The sequence below is a fragment of the Candidatus Eisenbacteria bacterium genome (assembly GCA_018831195.1).
Lineage (GTDB): Bacteria > Eisenbacteria > RBG-16-71-46 > CAIMUX01 > JAHJDP01 > JAHJDP01.
Map to the genome: position 1 here is coordinate 33,706 of JAHJDP010000072.1, position 22,187 is coordinate 55,892.

Here is a 22,187-nt window from a genome sequence, read left to right on the forward strand (position 1 = left end):
AGGGAGACGCGTTCATGACTGATTCCTTTCCGTTTCTAAATCTTCTGAAGCAGTATGAGCCTCTGCGCCGGGAAATCCTCGACGCGATCGACAGGGTTCTGGCCAGCGGCCAATGGATCCTGGGATCGGAGGTCAAAGCTCTGGAGGAAGAACTGACCCCGCTCTGCGGCGCTGAAGCCATTGGATGCGCCAGCGGAACCGATGCGATCTATCTCGCGCTGCATGCGCTGGACATCGGACCCGGCGATGACGTCGTCATCCCGACTTTCACATTCTTTGCCACGGCGGGGGCGGTGGTCCGCACCGGCGCGCGGCCCGTTTTCGCCGATGTCTCGCCCGACACCTACAACATGACCGCCGAGACCTTAGAAGCCGCTCTGACACCGCAGACGAAGGCGGTCATCGCCGTGCATCTCTTCGGCCAGTGCGCCCCGATGGATGAACTCGAAGCGGTCCTCGACGGCAGGGATATCCCGATCATTGAGGACGCCGCCCAATCGATGGGGGCGAGGTGGAACGACGCCCCGGCGGGTTCGATGGGCCGGCTCGGCGCTTTCTCGTTCTACCCGACCAAAAACCTCGGCGGCTGCGGCGACGGCGGGTTGGTCACGACGCAGAACGCCGATCTGGCGAAAAGGGTCCGCCAGCTCCGTGTGCATGGCGCCTATCCGAAATATTTCCATCACCAGATCGGTACGAACAGCCGGCTCGATGGTATCCAAGCGGCGATCCTGCGCGTAAAACTCCGCTACCTCGACAAATGGGTGGCCCGCCGGCAGGAGATCGCAAGGACCTACAATGAGACTTTCAGCGGCATGAATTCCATCCAAGCTCCGGTTATCGATTCGAGGGCCCACTGCGTCTGGAATCAATACACCATCAGGGTTATCGAGGGATCGCGTGACGAGCTGCGCGCGTCGATGTCGGATCGTGGCATCCCCACCGGCATCTATTACCCGCTCTCGCTGCATCTTCAGCCCTGTTTTGAGTACCTTGGGCAGGGGCAGGGAACGCTTCCCGTCTCCGAGCGGCTGACCGAACAGGTTCTCTCGTTGCCCGTCGACCCCGAGATGACACCTGAAATGCAGGGCAGAGTGATCGAGGCGATACAATCCAAGCAACCCGCTTGATCCGTTCTCGCCACAGAGCGAAATTTCGCGCATACTATGGAGGCAGCCTGACCGGCTGCTTCCATGTTTTTTTGTGACGGATGGGGAGGAACCATGGCTCTGAAGCATCTTCTGATCACCGGCGGCGCCGGCTTTATCGGTTCACATGCGGCCCTTCACTTTGCCGAACGAGGCCTTCGCGTCACGATTCTGGACAATCTCTCCCGCTTCAATCTACTGGGCAAGGAGGGAACTGCTCATCAGGCCAATTGGAATCGTCTGGATCAAGAGGGTATCCGCCGTATAAAGGGAGATGTCCGCGATTTCGAATTAGTCCGGGAGCTGGCCGCCGAGGCAGACGCGATTCTGCACACCGCGGCGCAGACCGCCGTAACGACATCCGTCGTGAAGCCCGATATTGACTTCTCGACCAACGCCCTCGGCACCTTTCAGGTGCTGGAGGCCGCACGCCAATCACCCAAGAAACCGGCGATCGTGTATTGCTCGACCAACAAGGTCTATGGCGATCGCGTCAATCAGGTCCCCGTTATCGAGGGGGAGACACACTACAGCTTCGGCCCTGAGTACAGCGGCGGCATCCCGGAGGATTTCGGGATCGACCTCTGCGAACATACCCCTTACGGCTGCTCCAAGCTGACCGGTGATCTCTATGTCCAAGATTATGGCCGTCTCTTCGGCCTCAAGGTGGGTGTTTTTCGGATGTCCTGCATTTACGGCACCTGGCAATTCGGCGTTGAGGATCAGGGCTGGGTTGCTTGGTTCACCATCGCGGCCCTCACCGGCCAGCCGATCACGATCTTTGGGGATGGGAAACAGGTTCGGGACGTTCTTTGGGTTGAAGACCTTATAGCAGCTTATGAAGCATTTCTTGAAACAGGCCCACAGATAGGCGTTTACAACATGGGAGGCGGACCTGAGAAAACGCTCTCGCTTCTCAGCTTGCTCCAGATTCTGCGGGAAGAGGTCGGATCCATCCCCGAACCGACCTATGACGCCTGGCGGCCCAGCGATCAGAAGGTCTATATCTCGAATATCAGCAAGGCCGTCTCGGAGCTGGGGTGGAGCCCCAAGGTGACGCCCGAGGAAGGCGTCCGGCGGCTCGCCGCTTGGGTCCGGGAAAACGCTGATTTAATCCGGCCCTAGCGCGCGCTCCGCTTCAGCTGACGCCAAAGAACCCCGTTTTCAGGGGCATTTCACACATCTTATTTCAAGATCCCTCCGATTCTCTCCGATGAAAGTAGGGTGATTCTACCCATCGATTTGGATTTCCGGCGCTAGAGAGGGATCTACCGTCTCTGTCGTCATTTTGTATTGGAATCTCGAAGGAGTCTCTATGGGGTTTCCGCAGCGTGAATTCAATGAGGGTATCGCCCCTGAAAAGTCCTGGCGCGCAGCATATGAATCTATACAGGCGCTCCATCCAAGCCTTCCGGCGCTCGATGAAGACCCCCTCCGGCCGATGGAGTGGGAGGAGTTGGTCGGCAATCTGCTCAAGGCGTTGGAAAGGGCCCACAGATCACTTATACAAAGAGAAACGCAGCTTGCTGGTTTGCGCGACCATACCGACAGCCTCCTTATGACATCAGATGACCGGACACTGGCGCGCCTCTCCGTGCAATACCTTCAAAAGGGTTACGGATTTCCGGAGGTTCTTCTCGCTCTTGAAGAGCTCGATACACGCGATGTCCGCGCCTATTGGTCGATGGAGGATGGCCCCTTTCCGAAGCAGGGTGAGATTCTCTGGTCGATCGAAGAGATTCATGGATCCCTTCTAAGCGAGATCCTTCAGGGCAAGCGTCTGCCCGAGAAAACCACCTGCGAAGCGGTTTCCCGGACAGCCTTGCCACACCCAAGCCGGATCACGCCGGCCTATTATGATATCCTGATCCCGTTGCCCTCCCGGCGTCGCTTGGGCGCCTCGCAGGTGGGACTCCTCGCCGTTCGTCTCAATGGCGATGAAGAGGAACACAGCGGACTTCATCTCGAATTGGAGGGGATCGCCTATTCCCTCGCCGCCTCCTTGGAGAACCATCGCCTGCAGAGGGACATCATGAAAGCCCAGCGGCTGCGCGAAGATCTGCTGCGCTCCCTCGGCCACGCCCTCATCGCCGTGGATCGTGACGGGCGTGTCATCGCCTTTAACAAAGCGGCCGTTCATTGGTTCGGCGTCGACGCCGGTGATGTGATCGGCAGCTCGATGGACAACCTCCCCGAATCGCTGAGGCCGATGACCCGCAGGCTCGATAGTGTCATCACCCGAGAGAAAGATCAGCTTTCATGGGAAGGAGATATCAAACCCGCCGGTGGGCCGCCTCGGCCGGTCTCCATATCGGCGAATCTCCTCAGAGATGAATCGGGGAGACCCTATGGCGCCGTCGCTGTCGCCGCCGATCTCTCTGATGTCAAAACGATGGAAAAGCAGATCCGGCAACTCGACCGTCTCGCCGCGGTCGGTCGTTTCACCACCGCCATCGCGCATGAAATTAAGAATCCCCTGACGGGTATCGCCACCGGTGTCGAGTATCTGCGCCGCTCGTTCGCCGAGGATGCATCGGAGCAAAAGGATATCCAGTTCATTTCGAACGAGATTCAACGCCTGAATCGCATCATACAAGACCTTTTCAATTTGTCGCACCCTCGCGAATTGATCATTGAGAAGGTCAATCCGACGCAGCTTGTGGAGGAATCGATTAAATCGATTCGCGCAGATTTTGAAGAGAAACATGTCAAAATTGAAACCCACTTTGATAAGAAGTGCCGCTCGGTGAACGCCGACGCCGACCGCATGCGCCAGGTCCTCATCAACCTCCTCAAAAACGCCGCCGAGGCCTCATCTGAAGGTCAAATCGTGAGCGTTAAAACCCGGCTCGCTGGAACCCAGCAGGTTGAGATTGAAGTCCGAGATCAGGGCAGCGGTTTGACACCGGAGCAGAGTGAGCGGCTCTTTGAACCCTTTTTCACAACGAAACCGGGTGGAACAGGATTGGGACTTTATATCTGCCATGGGATTGTTCAACACCATGGCGGTAGGATGGTCGTCGAGAGTCAACCCGGAGAGGGGAGTACTTTTCATGTCTATCTCCCCGCGGCCGGGCCCCGGTAGCACTTGCAGGAGGATGGATTGTGACATCACACATACTCGTTGTTGATGATGAGGGGACGATCCGGCACTTTCTCGGTAAATCCCTCGCGGACGCCGGATACGAGGTAACCGGAGCCGAAACCGGAAAAGAAGCACTCGATTGCTTCCAGAAGACCGGAGCCGATCTTGTTCTGCTCGATCTCAAACTCCCGGATCGTTCGGGTCTGGATATTTTAAAAGAGATTAAGAAGAACGCGCCCCAGGTTCCTGTTCTCATGATGACGGCCTTCGGCGAGGTCACGACGGCGGTCGAGGCGATGAAGGCCGGGGCTTATGACTACCTCATTAAGCCGCTGCACCTCGAGCAGGTGCGGGTCGTTGTCGAGAGAGCGCTTTCAGAGGTCGCCCGCTGGCGGGAATTAGAGCACTTGCGGCGCCAGCAACGGGAACGCTTTCAAAAAGATTTCGTGAGGGGCACCTCCCCGCAAATCCAGCAGATCTATGACATGGTCGACAAAGTCGCTGAGAACGACAGAACCAGCGTGCTGATCAACGGGGAAAGCGGCACCGGCAAGCAGGTGATCGCTCAACTCATCCATCAATTGAGTCCCCGGGCCGCCAATCCATTCCTCGAGATCAACTGCGGCGCCATTCCACGCGAGCTGCTTGAATCGGAACTCTTCGGCCACGAGCGGGGCGCCTTTACCGATGCCCGCGATTCGAAGCAGGGTCTGCTGGAACTGGCCGATAAAGGCTCCCTTTTCCTCGACGAGATCGGCGAGATGAACCTCAATGCGCAGGTGAAGCTCCTAAAAGTTCTGGACCAGATGACGTTCCGCCGAGTGGGAGGAACCCGCGACATCCGTGTAAACGTCCGAATCCTCTCGGCCACAAACCGGAATCTTGAAGAAGCGGTCAAAGAAGGGTATTTCAGAGATGACTTATACTATCGTCTTATGGTTGTCCCGATCCAACTGCCGCCCCTGCGGGAGAGGGGAGATGATGTCTTACAGATGGCCCGGCACTTTCTGACCGAGTTCTCCCAAGCCTTCAAGAAAAATTTCGTCGATCTCGCTCCGGCTACCGAACAGAAGATCCTCTCTTATCCCTGGCCGGGAAATATCCGCGAGCTGAGAAATGTCATGGAGAGAACAGTGCTCCTCGAAAACGGTGAGACGCTGGAGCCGCATCAGCTGAAGATTCAACAGACCGGCATCATCACCGATCGTGAATCACTGATTGAGTCCCTCCGGCTGATCCTCGAAGAGGGTCAGATCGCTGAAGAGGGAATCCCCTTTGAAGAACTTGTAGCCGATGTGGAGAAAGGGCTCATCTTCAAGGCCTCATACGCCACCGGTTGGAATCAAAGCCGGACCGCCGAGCTACTGAGGGTCACGCGGGATAAGCTCCGTTATCGAATGAAGCTTCATGGCATTAAGGCCTCCGAGGTCTTAAACCTGCCGGATCATCTTCACAGAGATGACGAAAAGGTGGATTCGCCGCGCTTGGCGTCTTGATCTTCTGTGCTGTCGCGGTAGACTGGCGTTGATGAAACGCGCCATCACGACATCCCTTGGAGGCCTCCGGGTTGGTCTCTTCGCCGTATTTATATGCGGTTGTGGTTATTCATTTTCCGGAAGTAGTTTACCAAGTTACATTAAGACAATCGCCATTCCGGTTTTAGAAAATCAGAGCCTCGACTACCAGGTCGCCGATGAGGTGACGCAGGCCCTCGTCGATCGGTTCATCAGCGATAACCGCCTCAAGGTCGCACCCATCTCCCAAGCCGATGCTGTTTTGCAGGGAGTCCTGAACGCCTACGAAAACAAGGTCTATGGGTACTCACGCGATGAAGCCCCGGAACAATATATCGTCATCATGAAAATTTCGCTGGCCTTGACGGATCGCGTTAAAAATCGCGAAATCTGGGCGGAAGAGAACCTGGTCGCCTCGGGCGTTTATTCACCGGGGGGGCTCATCCCCGGCGGCCCGACATCGGAAGAAGAGGCGCGGCAGAAAGCTTTGGAAGACCTTGCCAACGATGTTCTCTCACGAACCCTGGAGCAATGGTGATGGTGGGTAGCAGGTCGATTCGTCGAGGTGCATCGCGCCCCATGAAGTGGGCCGATCTGGAAGCGCGTCTGGAGAAGGGTGAAACAGCGCCGGTCTTTGCCCTGTGTGGACCGGAGATTCTCTTGGCCGATGAAGCATTACAATCAATCGGCTCCCATGTCATGGGCGCCGATTGGTCAAGAATGAATACCGAATCATTCCGAGCGCCGGAATCAACCCCAGGCCAAGTTCTACAATCCGCTATGCAGAGCGGTCTGTTTTCCGAGAAACGCCTCGTTATTTACAATCAGTGGGAGAGCGCCTCGAGGGCGCCGGATCGCGAAAAGAAAACCTGGTTGAAGTACCTTGCCGCACCCTCATCCTCAACCTGTCTTGTCCTCCGGTCGCAATTAACCACGAAGGAATTGATCCGCAAGGGAAAGTTCTTCGCCGATTCACTTCAGCAGATGGTCGTCGTTGATTTCTGGCATCTATACCCGAAGGATGCGATGCTGTGGATCCGGCGCAGGGGAGAGGCTCTGGGACTAAAACTCATGCCTGATGTGGCGAAGTTTCTGGTCGATCATATCGGCGCCGATCTCCTCTCGCTTCGGGGAGAACTCGAGAAGCTCTCGCTGCTGCTCGATTCCTCTCCGGAGAAACCCAAGGAGATCGATATGAAGGTCCTTGGGGAAATGAAGGGCAGGGGGGTTCAAGCTTCGGCCTGGGAATGTGTCCGATCCCTTGTGGAGGGAAAGACGCTTCAAGCCCTGCAGTATTTCCCTTCGGCGACGGAGGAAGACCGTCCCACCGGTCTTGTCTGGAAGATCCAATATCAGGCGGTGAGGCAAGTCTTTGAAGGGGATGTCGGATGGGGAACCCGTTTGTTACAGGATTGTTACCACTGGGAGCGGGATCTAAAATGGGGCCGTTGGCCTGGATCGCTTGACTCTGTCGCTCTCGAGATCCTCTTTCTGCGAGCGCACCGCAGACGCATGGGGAGAGCTTCGGTAAAACGAGGATTACAGTAGAGAACCAAACCAGAGGAGATATCAAAGCATGGGGAAAATCGCGGATATTAACGAAGCCGATTTCGACGCAGAGGTCATCAAGTCCAAGGCGCCCGTTATTGTCGACCTGTGGGCGGAATGGTGTGGACCGTGCCGTATCCTCGGGCCGTTGCTACAGGAGATCTCGGATGAGTTTGGCGGCCGGGTTAAATTTGTTAAAGTCAATGTCGACCACAACCAGGCTCTGGCCGGACGTTTTAATGTCATGTCGATTCCGACATTACTCTACTTCAATGGCGGGCAGCCGGTGGGGCAGACGGTAGGGGCCCTGCCGAAGAACGACATCCTGGCTAAGATCGAGGATTTTTTTAAGATTACCCTTTAAGTGTTCTGAGGTCGGAAGAGGGATAAAAGGGTATAAAAAAGCGGCGGGCCCGGCATGAAGCCTAGGCCCGCCACGCCAATCATATATCGGACAAGGCCAACTGAACTGTCCGACCTTTCAAGGTGACCTCACCACATGTGCCGCCGGGAGACCCGCAATTTGGCTCGCCGATTTTGTTGGGCCAGCGACCCTCCAATCTCTCGAACACTGCAGAAAGGCCAACCGAATCAGGATTGGGTTGCGGTGCAAGCTTCTCAATCCTTCAGACGTATTGAATTGCAAGTCCTGGGCCAAGATCGGGCTTATTGATGAGCCCATAATTCGTTAAAATTCCAGTCATTTAACCGTTTATCTATCAACAGTATAACTGTTTCTACTCCAACGGCTCGAAGAAGATGGCTCATTAACGAGGGATGAGCCCATGCCGGTTTTATGCATCTTGCATCGACGTGCTTCTGATTTTGCAATATTCAGATCGATGCAAAGGCCCTCAGACTTGTGGATGAGGTGCTTAGATTCAAGCGGGGAAGAGGGTTCAGGAATCAGAATCAGAAGAGATGCGGTTCAGATTGAGGTCGAAAGCCAATAACTCAACATAATGGATCTTCTACGACACACCCTAATGGAGACCCTTTTCAGGCGTGACTCTAAAATCAATCTCTTTCATAATGGCCAGTTGGCTTCATCGAATGACCGGATCGATTGACCGGTCGGTGATCTGAGCCTTCAATGAAACGGACTCAAATTGGGGGTCCATTTGCCCCTTTAGCCCAGTCTCCGGAAGGAAAATATGATGCCTTTTCGGCCTTCCTCGATCTCCGGTTTTTTCATCCGCGTGACCTTCAGCGCGGCTCTGCTTGCCGGCAGTCTTCCCGCCATCGGCGCCGGAACCTCTGAAGTCGCTTCGGCCATAAGGAAGGATATCCTGCCCAACGGGATGAAAGTTCTTTATGTGCCATCCCATAACGCGCCGATTATCGCCTCGGTTGTCGTGATCCAGGCCGGCTCAATTTATGAAACGCCGGCGCTCTCGGGCGCCAGCCATTTTCTCGAACATCTCTTATTCAATGGTACGGAAACGATGTCCCAAGATGAGCTCTACGATGCAACCGATCGCATCGGCGCCTACAGCAACGCCACGACCGGCCAGATTCAGACGACCTTTATGATGGTGACGCCGCGCAAAAATCTGTCGGAAGCCTTACGAATACAAAAGGAAATGTTATATCACTCGATTTTGCCCGCGGAAAAGCTCGAAAAGGAACGCGGCATCATCCTTGAGGAGTTGGCAAAAGATAAAGCGACGGAGAGCTATGATGTCGAGCGTTTTCTTAAAGATTCCCTCTATCCAACAACATCATATGGTCTTCCGGTTCTTGGCACCAGTCTGACCATCGAACAACTTACCCGCGATCAGATCTGGGATTACTACAAACAACATTATATTCCTCAGACGACAACCGTTATGATCATCGGCGATTTCGACCCGGAGACGGCCCCCGATAGTGTCACCGCCATTCTCGGATCCGAACCGCCGGTTCCCTTCGTTCCGTCGCCTTCTCCCCTGCCGGAAAGCGTGGTAGGGCGGAAGGTGATCCATTTCAACCGGGAGATGAGCCGAGGGCATCTGACGATCGCCTTCTCCGGTCCATCGGTGAATGATCCCGACCGGCTGGCGGTTGAGGCCGGTATCGGTTTACTGGCTGGTGGCAGCGCCACACCGGTCGGGCAGGCTCTTGAAGCCTTGTATCCGGCCGGTATCTTATCGTTCGGAACCTATCTACGCGAGATGCCCGGCGCCGGACGCATTGAGGTTTCGGTCGAATATGATAAATCACTGAGCGGCGACACCATACTCGAATCGCTGCTTGAACTTCTCCCCCGCGCCGATATCCAGACCCTCGTCCCGGCCGCCTTCGCCGGTTGGCAAACAGATCAAAGGACACAAGAGTTCTTTCAGCGGGAGCGTCCCCATTTTTATGGGATGCTGCGTGCTCCGACCTGTGCCGTAAAAGGCGCATGGGCGGTTGCGGAGAGTCCTGAGCAAATTCGATCTTTGACATGGGCGCATGTACAAAGTGCGACATCCGGCCTCTTTAGCGGCGACTTCTGGGCGGCTATTGTGGAACCGGGAGTCGCTGACACGGCTCAATCCGGCGCCTTTGAATCAAATGTGCATCAATACGCTCTCGATAACGGCCTGCGGATCGCCGTTCTTCAAAGAAGGGAAAGCCCCGTCCTCGCTCTGCATCTCTTGACATTGGGACGCGCCGAATTGGAACCGCCCGGACGTGACGGGCTGACCGAACTTGTGCACGGAATGCTCGAAGAAGGGGTCAACGGCGGTGATGCGCAGGAGTTCCAGCAGCGTCTTAGCGAGATCGGCGGTGAGTTGAAGGTGGTTGATATCCCCTACATCCCCTTTGACGACTCCGATACGCGGCCGGATTACGCCTATCTCCGATTGCAATCGCTGGATGAGTTCGGCCCCAAAGCCTTCCGTCTCTTTGGTGATATCCTGAGGCATCCCACCTTCAGCGAGGAAGCCTTTAACAGCAGCCAAGCGGCCCTCATGGCGCGGGCGGCACGGGACAGCCGCAGCGCCGCTCAGCGCGCGACACAGACATTGGACAATCTTCTCTATGGCTCCTCCCCCGCCGGGCGGCAGCCTTTTGGTTCGACGGCCACTTTGCAATCGGCGACCTATGAGGAAGCCAAGGCGCATTGGGAACGCCTCTCTGATCCCGCCCGATCCTTCCTCTCCATCGCCACGGCGGAAGATCCTGAAACGATTCTCCACTGGATCGTGACCGAGTTGTATCCTGGAAGCCATGTTAAAGACGGTGACCCGGGCGCCATCATGAACGGCGGCCCGGCCACCCTTGAAATATTTTGGGATGCGGCCGGAGATGTTGTTGAGAACCGCTTTAACGAACTTCTCCAAAGCCCCAATCCGCTGATGACTCTTCCTTGGGGCCGGCCGACAGAACCGAATCCCGACCATCTCCGCATGGTCGTCGACTCGCTCGGCGCCGAGCGGGGTTATGTGCTCATCGCCGCCCTCCTCACCGGTATTCCTGATGAGGAGCGGTATCTCTATACCGCATGGAACACCTGGGTCTCCGATCGTCTCGCCTTTGTTTTGCGGGAGGAGATGGGGATGGCCTATGGCATCGGCTCCTCACTGGCCTGGCTTGGCAAGGGCAGGGCGCTCTGGATCGCCTCGGCTGGAACACGGCAACAGAACCTTGAGGCAATGACGAAGGGACTCCTGGCCGGTCCGCAGCTCGGCCTCACCGATCCACCGACGATGGATGATCTTGAGAAGGCGGTTGCCGGGCGCTACGGGTATCAATTGATGCGCCGCGGCACGAGTCTCAAGCGGACGATGTTCGTCGCCACTTCCATTCTCTACGGCAAAGAACCGACATGGGATGAGGAGGAGTTGGAACGTTTCGGCCAAGCCGATCCTGAGCGGGTGAAACAACTAGCTGAAGAGATCGCCGGCCGCAAACTGCCGACGCTTGTTGTCATTGTTGAGTAACCCGCGGTTCAATCGCGGAAATTCTGTTGTTGTCCCTTCCACCGGCGCAGTAATCCACGGCGGAGTCTGGCGATCGCCACCTCCTTGGCTTTCGCCTCAACCTCCACGGTCATTTTGATCCCCTGCCACAAGAGCGGATAATCCCGCAATTGTATAAAGTCATGATGCCGGAAAGGCTGCGCCCCCTTCCAGCCATCCCGCGGACTTGAAATGTGCATGAGCGGCTCACGCCTCCAAGTGCGGAGTGCTTCGTAGGTCGCCTCTTCAATGGATAAACCGTCCGGATTGCAGCGATGGTGGTGCACGTCATAGACAAGCGGTATTTTTACCGCCTTGCACACGGGGAATAGATCAACCGGTGTAAAGATCCGATCGTCATTCTCAAGAGTCAATCGCCGCCGTATCGCGGCCGGCAGCCGCCTCAGATTCATCGTCAATCGCCGCAGCGCCGCCGTTTTATCCCCATAGGCTCCGCCACCATGAATATTGATCACATCGGCGCCGATCCATCCGGCCACCTCGGTTTGATATTCCAGTTCAGCGATCGAATTTGCGACGACCGATTCATCCGGGGATCCCGGCACGATAAATTGATCGGGATGAAAGGTCGCTCGCAGTCCATGCCGCTTTCTGATACGGCCGCAGTTCCTGAATTGGGAGACAATGATATCCCCGTTCGGTAAATCCGTCATTGTATAACCGAACTGTGGATGGGTTTTCAGCGGAAGGATCCGGCTGCTGACGCGAAAGGAACCGATCTGATGGGTGGCGCAATATTCCAACGCCGCCGCCAAAGACTCTGCGTTGTGACGGCAGATATCTGAGATTATTCGGAGGCGTTCCGTATGTTTCAGCCGGCCGGCCAGCGCCGCCGTGATCGTTTTAAAATGAATAGATTGATCTTGAAAGAGGCAGCAGAGCCCAAGCCGGTTTTTAAGCACGGTGATCCCTTTGATTCATCCTTCACAAACGGCTCCCGGCCCGAGCCGTACCTATGACGAAGGAGCGGCCTTAAGCCGCTCCCCCTTCACAATCTTTGGAATACTCTTTGCAGCCCCCCCTCGCGCCCGCGGCCTACATCTTGGCCTCGATCTCAGCGATCGTCATCTGAATCTCTGCGACCCGGTTGCGCGAGATCTTTTCCGCCATCGTCTCGGCTCTTTTGTACAAAGTGAGAGCGCGGGTCAGGTCACCGGTCTCTCGCGCCGTTCGTCCGGCGTTCATGAGATTGGTCAGCGCATTATCCGAGACCTCTTCCCCGACGATCTCCTCATAAATACGGGAGGCTTCCATCTTTTGACCGAGGGCCTCATAGGTGCTGGCAAGGCCCTTGCGGATCCCCGCCTTCAGGGTCGGATCTTCAACCCGGCTCAACGCCTCTTCAAAAGCGACACGCGCCCCTTCGGGATTCTGAAGGGCCAATTCGACATCGCCCAGCAGGGTATAGGCTTCACCCGCCGCCTGCGTCTGGCCGTACTGGGAGATTATGCTTTCCAAACCAGTCCGCGCTCTGCCCCACTGGCCTGTGGCGACTTCCGCCCGGGATTGGACTAACTCGGCGCCCGCATTGATTTCCGCCACCCGGCGGCCGTGCACAATGAGCAGAACAACGACCGCGATAACGACAATGGCGCCCACGCCGAGAGCCAGCCATCGTCCGTAATCGCGGCCGAAAGATAGTCCCTTTTGAATAACATCCATCACGGGATCTTCCCGCAATTCCTGTTTTGTCATCCTCGGTGGTGTCACCGTTTCTCCCCCCCTAGTTTGCGGCCTTCAACTCCTGCAGCAACAGCGTCGCATCAATGGTCGCGGCGCCCCACTCTTGTGCCCATGCATCGTACCTTTTCGTGAAACCTTCATTTGCAACAACATCCAAGAACTTGCCGGTTCGCTTGTTCGAATACCATTCCGCACCGGCATCCTCGATGATCTTCTTGCGCATATATGGCTCTATCGCCGCAGCCATCAGCCTTCCGCCTGACAGAAAGCGATCATTTGAAAGAAGATAAAAGGCCTCTTCGTTTCCGGTTTGAATAATCTTGGTCGCTTCCTCCATCTGTTGCGTATATTCCTTCATAGATGTCTTCGTATCTTGATGGATTTTCAGCTGGAAGAGATACATCCCGGCGGCTTCCCTCAACTCATAGAGGCGCATGAAACGCATCGCCTCTTGATAATCAGCCATTTGACTCTCTTTGAGATGGAGATTCTTGTTAATCCAAGCCGGCTCATTCATCAAGCTTATCATGAAATCACCGAAAACCATCGACATGATCGGAAGACCGAGATAACGATCCTCAAACGGCAACTTGTTATTGATGTCATAGTAGTAGAGCGCCTCGCCCATCTTGCGCATATAGGCTCGGTAATCATCGACACCCCCGTCGGGGATCATCGTGATTCGTGTATTGCGGTCGTTCTCAATTGAGAAAGTATGAGCTTGGGGATCCTTCCCCTCGCGGTCTTTGAAATCGGTTCTGAGATACTTCTTGTCATTCAACTTGAATCCGATATGACCCATGGCGTCACTTACCATGCTTTCGAGATTATTAACCGGGAAGACATCATCAAGATGAGGCTGAGCGAGGAGATAAGGTGCATCAAAAGCCCTGACCCGCTTCAGCTCCATCCCCAGAACCTTCTGGCTCATCGTTTCCATCAGCGCCGTGTACTCGGCGTCGGTTCCCTCAAGAATCGCTTTGGCCAGGGCTGTCATCCCGTCACGATCCCAGCCATGCGCCTCCGCGATAAAGTCATAATAGTTATCAATGCCGAGGGGCTTGCTGTATTCATCCAGATCAATCTCGACATTGAGTAGATAAACATTAGCGTTTGTTATCAGTTCCTTGCCGGCAAGATAGAGAATACGACGCTCACTCTGATCCGGCGTCTGGCGGAGAGTCTCCCAAAAACGGCGGAAGATCAGGTCTTTATCACCGACCGTGATGCTGGCGTTTTTGACGTAGTCGAGATAATTGTCAAGTGTCGGCGCGACACTGGCCCAGATGGTTTGTTCCTTGAGGAAGTTCAATGTTTTCTGCTGGCGGGCCCTTTCAGCTGGATCCGTCACCTTTGCAACCAGTCCGGCGACCTGTTGAACCTTGACCGTTCCTAAAAGATAGGCGTAATCACGATGGACCCGATCCATCTGGGATTTCCCGCCCATTCCGAGAGCTTCGTACCAAGCGCCCTCTACCTTCGAGGCCAGCTCCTCACATTTCTCGCGGATTCGGTCGATCTCCTCGGCCGAAACCGAGCCCACCATGGCGAGCAGCAAGCCCAATGCCAGAAACGTCATTCCGATACGCCGCATCTTTCCGACGCCATTCATAATCTACCTCTCCTTGCCGTCATGAAGCGACTCGCCGTCCCCTTTTCTCAGCGGCCCCGGCTTCCAGATCGCCGCAGGTTGCGCAGAGAAAGCCACCCTCAAAAGGAACAACGAATCCACCCGTCTCTTTACGGCATTCAACGCACAGGGTACTCCGCCAATCGGTACCGCTATGATCGGCTACAAGCCAGGATTGAACACCACGAACTTTCCTCTTATCTTTGCTTTTGCTTCGAACAGCCACCCGCATCGCCTGCAAACCCCAGCGAGGGCGGTACAAGACGCCGACGGCACTCAATCGTACAATGGTGCGCGGTTTCAAGTACTCCGTCGCCTCTTGGATTCTCCGTTTCCAGTCGAGTTGGAGCAGCCGTATCTTTTCCTCTCGCTCCGCTATCGTCAGTTGATTTCGGCGATTTCCCTTTCGCACCTCTTCAATCAACTGCCGGTAGTAATTCTCAATGTTGCCAATCTCGTCCTTGAGTTCCAATTCATGCCGGTACTTTGTTTTTAGTACCCTCTTTCTCAATCTTTGATCCAAAATAGATAAGCCCCACTTTAGCAGCGGCTTCATATCGGGCACCGGTAGAACCAATCTTTCGTTTGCGGGCTCAGCGCTCCCCTTTTCCCAGTTTTTTATCTCAGCTATTCCGTCGCCGATATGTTCGCCCGTCCAGGGATCCAGAAGGAAAGTCTCGAGATCATCAGGCGCTTCCATCGTGGAATTCTGGATAATGTAGGCCATATAAATGAGCGGGCTGAAGATCGCCTGCGGATCGGACCAACTCCATCCCTCTTCCAAATCGGGGGCTCGATTTTTGGAGGGACTGCGCCCCTTCTTTCGCGGCAGTGTTTCATAGCGGATAGAGTACCGCGCCCGGATCCGGCAAAGCTGGAATAGGTTCTCCAAGAAGGGATGGCCGATCGTCATTAATTCCGATTCCGGTTCCTTTTGATGAGCCTTTTGTGTAAAAGAGAGCAGTATCTTATTAGAGTGCCATTGGAGCGGCAAATCCTTCGGTAGTTTCACCTCGAGGAGCTGATCGCCTCGGCTCTTAATCTTGGCGCCCTGCTCCTCAAGAAATATCTCGACAAATGTTTTCAATTGAGAGGCTTTCACTGCGTGCTCCTTTCAATCAATTCGCCTCTCTGCATGTCGAATATCTCTTCATCGCAGTTGCGGACATGTTCATAGCGCTTCTGCGCCATGATTAATTCATCGCCAAGGCGGTCGAAGGCTATTTCACGCTCTTTCTGTTCGCGTGTATGGGCCCAGATCTCAAAGACCCGGTTTTCAAAGGCCTGTTCGTGATCCCAGTGGCCCAGCACCATCTCCATCTCACCAATCACCAGTTCAAACATATTAACCTTGCGGTGCAAAATCCAAAGGACATGCGATTCAACGGTATCCTGCGCCGCTAGGTTATACACTGTGACATCCTTTTTTTGACCCAGGCGGTGAACCCGCCCGATCCGCTGCTCGAGCCGCATGGGGTTCCATGGCAAATCATAGTTAACGACAATATTTGCAAACTGAAGGTTCCGCCCTTCGCCTCCCGACTCTGTGCTCAGAAGGATCGGGGCCTTTCCTTTGAACGATTCAACGGCGGCATCTTTATTTTTCGGTGAGAGCCCCCCATGGAAGATGGCCGGATTCACGCCGCGCTCCTTCAATTCCTTCTCGATGAAATGCAGGGTCCGCCGGAATTGTGTAAATAGGAGGATCTTTTCTTTCTTTTTAATCAGCTGATCCTCAATGATCTCCCATAACTTCTCAAACTTATTATGAATCTTTACCGACTCGGCCAGCTCCGCCAGCTCGCTGATCCGCCGCTGGTGCTGCGGCAACCGTTTTGCCCGCTGGACAAGCCGCAATGTTCCCGCGGCGGCGGCTGTTGATGAGCCGATCTCTTTCTGCAATACGATAAGGAAGAAGTGCCAGCGACGGAAATCATCATCCTCGGAATCGGTCGCGAGATCGTAGATGAAGTCGGAGACGCCTTCATAGAGCAGCTTCTCTTCCCGTGACAATTCCAGCGGCACCGATAGGATCTCCCGCTTGGGAAAAGTCAAATTCGTCTGGCTGCGCGTGGTGCGAATCATGACATCCGACAAAAGACGCGACAGCTCCCGCGTATTCTTTGGAAGCCGTTTATCGCCGCGGACCATGAACTTTTTGCGGAAAGCGCGATATGTACCCAGTGTTCCCGGACGCAGCAGTGTCACGAGATTATATAACTCGCGCAGATCGTTCTGCACCGGTGTCGCCGTAACAAGCAGCACATACTTCAGCGACAGCGACTCGATGAACTTCCAAGCCTGCGTCAAATGGTTTCGAAGCCGGTGGGCTTCATCGACGACGAGCAGATCAAAATTCTGTTCACGAATCGCATTACGATTCCGCGCGCCTTTCGCCGTGTCGAGCGAGGCCAGCAAAAAGGGATGGTCGCCCCAGTTGTCACCCCGCGAGAAGATGCGGAACGGTAGATCAAATTTGTGTTCCAGCTCCTGCCGCCACTGCGTCAGCAAAGAAACAGGAACGAGAACCAAGGCGCGGCGCACCAGTCCGCGCAGGACAAGCTCTTTGAGAACCAGCCCGGTCTCGACGGTTTTGCCCAGCCCGACCTCATCGGCCAAGAGGGCCCGCCCCTTCATATGCCGCAGAACCCGCAGACAGGCCTTGATCTGATAATCGTAATGATCGACATCCTTCGAGGCGCCGAGGGCGAGCAGGGTATCAAACCCCTTTGACAAGGCCAGCCGCTCACCCTGGTGATGCAGCACGAAACAGCGCTGGCTTGTCACTTCCTGCTTTTTAAGATCGAGCACCCACTCGAGGCTTTCTTCATCAAGATCGACAAATTCGCGCGAGGCAAACTCAAAGAATGGTTCTTTAACTTTTGCGACGGCCGTATTTTTCGTCGTTTTCTTCTTTTCAGATTTTGACTCTTTTTCGGCGGGGACAACGGCATCAGCCGTCTCCGCCTTGCCATCCGTTCCCGGGACACGGAGCTGCGGATGGATCGAGGTGACCTTGCGGACCGTGTCGCCAAAAGCAACCTCTAAAATATCGAAAAAGGGTCTTGAGCGCACTTCAACAACGAGACCCTCACCGAAAAGCTCGTGAAAGACCTTGTCACCGACTTTGTAACGTACAACTTCTTTGGTCATAACATCCTTGCCCACATCAATCCTCAAACAGTGAGTCTATTTCGAACAAACTAATTCGTATATCTACTTTGTATAATAATGCAAACCGATGGCCACCTCGCCCGACCCCGTCAGCGTCGGCTCGGAACGGTACCCGTAGGCCCTTATGCTGAAATCGATCGCCGCGCGGCGTCCGACAAAGTACTCAATCCCACCCCCCACGCTGATCACGAGATCCTCGCCGGGGAATATGTCCTGTTCGAGTTCCCGTCCGCTCACCGGCTCTTTGGTGATCTCCCGGATGACCGGGCGGAAAAGCCCCGCGCCGAAAACGATATATCTCGACGTCCGCGTCGGGCGATGGAAATAGAGGTAATAATCCAGCATGTAAAGTGTCATCTGCAGCTGTTTGGGATACGCGCTGCCAAGCCCGCTCTTGCGGCGATAGCGCTGATCCTCGAGCGACAGTCCGAAAGCGCGATTGCGGGCTGTGCTGTACTTCAGCCGGATCGCGATCCCCTCGCCGGACTCAAAAAGCTTCGGCCAGGCGCCGAAGACGACATCCTCAGGCAGCTCTTCCGTCTGGCCATTGATCATTCCGTACTGCAGCTGAAAACCAAGGCTGATGGTGTTGCGGGGCTGTTCATAGGCCAGCGCTGCGGGAAGCCAAAGATGAAACACGGCAGCCGCAACGACCGCCACGAGACTCGGCAACACCGGTCTGGAGATGGTATCATATCTCTTCATCTGAATCCGTCTTCTCCAACCCCGCGATCTCTCGATCACGTACCTACTTTAACATTCGCCTTGACCGGCGCCTTCGCTATCATCCCTTCCCGCGCTCCAACCTGCGCCCGGGGATGAGCCTGTCGATAGGCCTGCCTTAAGCGATCTCTCTCGACTGCCGTGTAAATCTCGGTTGTAGAGATCTTGGCGTGTCCCAAGTACTCCTGCACCACACGCAATCCAGCGCCGCCATCGAGCAAATGCGTGGCAGAGGAATGGCGCAGAACATGCGGATGGATCCCGTTGGGATCCAATCCGGCCTTCAAGGCCAGCTCCCGCAGGATCCTCCAGAAACCGGATCGTCCCAGCGGCCGGCCTTTGGCGTTTAAGAAAATGGCACCGGGATCCCGCTGGTTCTTCAGCAGACCCGGGCGACCCTCCTCGAGATAGGCGGTCAGGGCCTCCTCCGCCGGACGCCCGACAGGGACGACCCTTTCTCGGGAACCTTTCCCTAAAACCCGCAACCAAAGGCCATCTTCCGCACGAATGATGGAGGATTTATCCAATCCGACAAGCTCGGTTACGCGTAATGCCGCCCCATACCCTATCTCAATCAGGGCGACATTGCGAGTGTCCAATCGCCCGCCGGAGGCCGCGGCTGCCAATATCTGCTCGATCTCATCCCGGCTCAGAATGCGCGGCAAGGGCCGCAAAACCTTCTGGCCACGCAACTCCAGGGTCGGGTCATCTTCCCGATACCCCTCGCGACAGAGATATTTATGGAAGGCCCGCAATGAGGATGATGCCCGCGCCACCGTCGACGAAGCCCGTCCCTCCCCTCTCAAGCAATTCAAATACCTTACCACGTCCGATTCCTGAGAACAGCATGGATTCTTCTTTTCTTTCTCTTCCAGGTACCGGAAGTAGCTCTCGAGATCAGCCCGATAGGCCTCGACCGTGCGTGGTGAGGATCGGCGCACCAGCCGCAACTCTTCCAGATACGGTTCCAAAAGGTTCATCCGGTCACTTCCTGTGCCGACAACTTCAAAACCCTGTGCTCTCCGCTTTGATGCCGTCCCTGCCAAGACACTTAAAGTAATTACTCAGCCGAATTCTCTAGTCCTTTCAGTTCTTCATGGATACGCCGCGCCAGCTGTGGGCCGATCCCAGGGACATCCGTCAACTCTTCCGGCGTAGCATTTTTCAGCCTCTCCGGACTGCCAAAAGCCGCCAGGAGCGCTACTTTGCGTGAATGGCCGATTCCGGAAATCGAGTCTAATGACGAAGCCCTCAGGACGGAACCCCGCAGCCGTCGATGATAGCTGATTGCAAAACGATGCGCCTCGTCGCGGACCCGCTGAAGCAGTTTAAGGGCCGCAGAAGACCTGGGCAAACGGCGGATTTCCAAACCCCGCGGACCGACAATCTCCTCATGCCGCTTCGCCAGACCAATCACCGGAATCTCTTCAAAGCCTTTGGAACGCAGGGTCTTACGAGCGATCGAAACCTGCCCCCGCCCCCCATCAACCAGGATGAGGTCGGGCAGCGCCTCGTTCTTCTCAGATGCCCGATCCAACCGCCGTCCCAAAACCTCCGCCATCATGGCAAAGTCATCCGGCCCTTCTACATCCCGAATTCTATATCGCCGGTAGCCAGCTTTCAAGGGGGCCCCATCGACGAAGGTGACCCGCGACCCGACCGCATGGACCCCCTGTATATTGGAAATATCGTACCCCTCCACACGATAGGGGGGATTTTTCAGGCCGAGCGCCTTCTGCAGCTCATAGACGGCCGGATCGACCCGGCGCGTGCGCTTCTGCGCCATAAGCTCCTTTTCTTCCAGCGTGAGGGCGGCATTCTCTTCAGCGATCTTTGAAAGACCGAGCCAGCGGCTTCCCCTGGCAAGACGGATGGTGACCCGCCGCCCGGCCAGCGACGACAACCAATCCTCCAGCGCTTTCCGGTCCGGCGGATTTTCTGTGGTGATGATCCGCGGCGGTATTTTGATCCGATCAGTATAGAACTGCGTGATGAAGGCCTCGAGGACCTCTTGCGGCGTCCGCCCTGCTCCCCCTTTCATCTCGCGCTGTTCGCGGCCGAGAACCCGGCCCTCCCGCTCAGAAAGCACAACAACCGCGGCGCGCTCACCGCGGTGCGCCAGTCCGACGACATCAGCATCCCAGATCTCTCCGCGAAGCATATTCTGCTGCCGGCTCATTTCTTCGATGCCGCGGATGAGATCGCGGCAGCGCGCCGCCTCTTCGTACTGCCAGGCCGCGGTCGCCTGAGACATTTTCGCTTCGAGTTCGCGGATGACATCCTGTCCCTTCCCCCCAAAGACGAGGAGCAGGCGGTTGGTCATCGCCTGGTAATCTTCTGCGGTAATCCGGCGCGTGCAAGGCGCGGGGCACTTTCCCATATGGTACTCAAGGCATTCGCGCTCATCGCGCGCAAGGCGCCTGTCGGTGCAGTTCCGCAGCGGAAAGATGGATCGCAGGAGCTTGAGAAAGGCCCGCAGCGATTTGACTTTTGTATAAGGACCGAAGTAGGCCGACCCATCGCGAACAAGCGAGCGGGTCACGACGATCGCCGGAAAGGGGTGCCCGGTCGTGATCTTAATATGAGGATAGCGCTTGTCGTCCTTGAGCTGAATGTTGTAAGGCGGCTGTTCCTTCTTGACGCAGTTTGCCTCGAGGATCAGCGCTTCGGATTCGGAGGAAACGACGACATAGTCGAAGTTGCAGATCTGAGCCTTCATCTGCTCGATGCGCGGGTCGTTGTCAGCCGGCCTGAAATAGCTGCGCACCCGGTTGGCCAGATTCTTGGCCTTGCCCACGTAGAGAAGCTTATTCCGAGCATCCCGAAGATAGTAAACCCCCGGCTGGCGCGGCAGCAGCGCCAGCCTCTTCTTAAGGTTTTTTTCGGTCTCGGCATCCCTCATAACCGGTTAAGAATCCATGAAATGGGGGAGATTGTCCAGTTGTGTGGGTTTTAGGGGCGCAATGGGGCGGATGGGGGCAGTTTCGGCCGCTTCGCCTGCTTGAGCCGCAATGCCTCTTTCGGCCGCTTGCCTCTTTACAACCGCAGCGCCAGCCCGGAGCCCCTGGGGAGCGTCCGGTAGAGAATCACCGCGTCCTGGGCGTCCATCTCGAGAATGACCCACCGCTCCCCCGGGTGAAACCAGGCTTCGACGCGTCTGCCGACCTTCTTCCAATAGCAGCTCCACTTGGAATTCAGGGAGCCGTCAGATCGGCTGAGGACATGGATACGGAGCTTCCGCTCATACAGGAGACAAAAGGAGACGCTGCGGTGGGGCGGCTCCACGCTGCCCCGGCGCGCCGCCTCGGCCAGGATCTCAATATTCGAAACGTCTAATGCCGGCGGATCCTCCGTCAAATTCCCCATTTTGTTTAACAGCTGAAAGGGCGCGGCGAGAGACTCCCGCAGGGCCGCCTGTCTCCGGTCCCTCTCAGCACCCCGGTTCAAGTAGCCCTTCCGAATGAGGCCGGCGCGCACCGGAATGCCCTCAATCTCGAGGACTGCGGTTCCCGCGGGAATGTCCAGCGCGAGATTGATCCCCTGCCGCAGGGCGAGCTTGTGACGCGCCTCCAGGAAACGAATCTCTGAAAGAAGCTCCGCACCCTTGCTGACGAGGGAATCCCCTTCCGACGCGGAAGCATCGGAAGCCGGAGCGCGCGACAGAGCGCCGAGGAGCATCAGTAGAGTCACGGACCCGGCCAGCGTTCTGCGGAAACAATGCGTGAGTCTCATGGG

The 22,187-nt window shown here is 55.9% G+C and carries 17 protein-coding genes; 8 read left to right on the forward strand and 9 right to left on the reverse strand.

Going from position 1 to position 22,187, the window contains the following annotated elements; genetic code table 11:
- Window positions 1-14 precede the first annotated feature (14 nt).
- From KJ970_12210 to KJ970_12245, 8 genes are all read left to right on the forward strand, one after another.
- Complete coding sequence (locus KJ970_12210; GenBank protein ID MBU2691681.1) at window positions 15-1,130, forward strand: DegT/DnrJ/EryC1/StrS family aminotransferase; 1,116 nt, start codon at window positions 15-17, stop codon at window positions 1,128-1,130.
- 93 nt (window positions 1,131-1,223) lie between these two features.
- On the forward strand, window positions 1,224-2,273 hold the full coding sequence (locus KJ970_12215; protein MBU2691682.1) for a GDP-mannose 4,6-dehydratase: 1,050 nt from the start codon (window positions 1,224-1,226) through the stop codon (window positions 2,271-2,273).
- A gap of 190 nt (window positions 2,274-2,463) precedes the next feature.
- On the forward strand, window positions 2,464-4,233 hold the full coding sequence (locus tag KJ970_12220; GenBank protein ID MBU2691683.1) for a PAS domain-containing protein: 1,770 nt from the start codon (window positions 2,464-2,466) through the stop codon (window positions 4,231-4,233).
- Between the two features lie 20 nt (window positions 4,234-4,253).
- Window positions 4,254-5,729 carry a sigma-54 dependent transcriptional regulator gene (locus KJ970_12225; GenBank protein ID MBU2691684.1) on the forward strand — a complete coding sequence of 492 codons (1,476 nt, stop codon included), beginning with the start codon at window positions 4,254-4,256 and terminating at the stop codon, window positions 5,727-5,729.
- Window positions 5,730-5,760: 31 nt separating this feature from the next.
- Entirely contained in the window at window positions 5,761-6,285 is a 525-nt protein-coding gene (locus tag KJ970_12230; protein MBU2691685.1) for a hypothetical protein, read from the forward strand.
- 41 nt (window positions 6,286-6,326) lie between these two features.
- A complete protein-coding gene (gene holA, locus KJ970_12235; protein MBU2691686.1) occupies window positions 6,327-7,295 on the forward strand; it encodes a DNA polymerase III subunit delta in 969 nt (322 codons plus the stop codon).
- 28 nt (window positions 7,296-7,323) lie between these two features.
- The gene (trxA, locus tag KJ970_12240; GenBank protein MBU2691687.1) at window positions 7,324-7,659 is read left to right on the forward strand and encodes a thioredoxin; all 336 of its coding nucleotides are present in this window, start codon (window positions 7,324-7,326) and stop codon (window positions 7,657-7,659) included.
- A 790-nt stretch (window positions 7,660-8,449) separates the two neighbouring features.
- Window positions 8,450-11,203, forward strand: a complete 2,754-nt coding sequence (locus tag KJ970_12245; GenBank protein ID MBU2691688.1) for an insulinase family protein — start codon at window positions 8,450-8,452, stop codon at window positions 11,201-11,203.
- A gap of 8 nt (window positions 11,204-11,211) precedes the next feature.
- On the opposite strand, the gene uvsE is transcribed toward KJ970_12245, so the two are convergent.
- The 9 genes from uvsE to KJ970_12290 all read right to left on the reverse strand — a co-directional run bounded on the left by uvsE (window position 11,212) and on the right by KJ970_12290 (window position 22,184).
- Entirely contained in the window at window positions 11,212-12,150 is a 939-nt protein-coding gene (gene uvsE / locus KJ970_12250) for a UV DNA damage repair endonuclease UvsE (protein ID MBU2691689.1), read from the reverse strand.
- Window positions 12,151-12,277: 127 nt separating this feature from the next.
- A complete protein-coding gene (locus tag KJ970_12255) occupies window positions 12,278-12,952 on the reverse strand; it encodes a tetratricopeptide repeat protein (GenBank protein MBU2691690.1) in 675 nt (224 codons plus the stop codon).
- Between the two features lie 13 nt (window positions 12,953-12,965).
- The gene (locus KJ970_12260; GenBank protein ID MBU2691691.1) at window positions 12,966-14,537 is read right to left on the reverse strand and encodes a hypothetical protein; all 1,572 of its coding nucleotides are present in this window, start codon (window positions 14,535-14,537) and stop codon (window positions 12,966-12,968) included.
- Between the two features lie 19 nt (window positions 14,538-14,556).
- On the reverse strand, window positions 14,557-15,657 hold the full coding sequence (locus KJ970_12265; GenBank protein ID MBU2691692.1) for a hypothetical protein: 1,101 nt from the start codon (window positions 15,655-15,657) through the stop codon (window positions 14,557-14,559).
- Window positions 15,654-17,708, reverse strand: coding sequence for a DEAD/DEAH box helicase (locus KJ970_12270; GenBank protein ID MBU2691693.1), 2,055 nt, complete (start codon window positions 17,706-17,708; stop codon window positions 15,654-15,656). The genes KJ970_12265 and KJ970_12270 overlap by 4 nt, the downstream gene beginning before the upstream one ends.
- Window positions 17,709-17,771: 63 nt before the next feature.
- Window positions 17,772-18,434, reverse strand: a complete 663-nt coding sequence (locus KJ970_12275) for a hypothetical protein (GenBank protein ID MBU2691694.1) — start codon at window positions 18,432-18,434, stop codon at window positions 17,772-17,774.
- A gap of 35 nt (window positions 18,435-18,469) precedes the next feature.
- Window positions 18,470-19,432: a tyrosine recombinase gene (locus KJ970_12280; GenBank protein MBU2691695.1), complete on the reverse strand. Its 963-nt coding sequence runs from the start codon at window positions 19,430-19,432 to the stop codon at window positions 18,470-18,472.
- A gap of 80 nt (window positions 19,433-19,512) precedes the next feature.
- The gene (gene uvrC, locus KJ970_12285; protein MBU2691696.1) at window positions 19,513-21,354 is read right to left on the reverse strand and encodes an excinuclease ABC subunit UvrC; all 1,842 of its coding nucleotides are present in this window, start codon (window positions 21,352-21,354) and stop codon (window positions 19,513-19,515) included.
- Window positions 21,355-21,488: 134 nt separating this feature from the next.
- Window positions 21,489-22,184, reverse strand: a complete 696-nt coding sequence (locus tag KJ970_12290) for a hypothetical protein (protein ID MBU2691697.1) — start codon at window positions 22,182-22,184, stop codon at window positions 21,489-21,491.
- Between the last annotated feature and the right edge of the window lie 3 nt (window positions 22,185-22,187).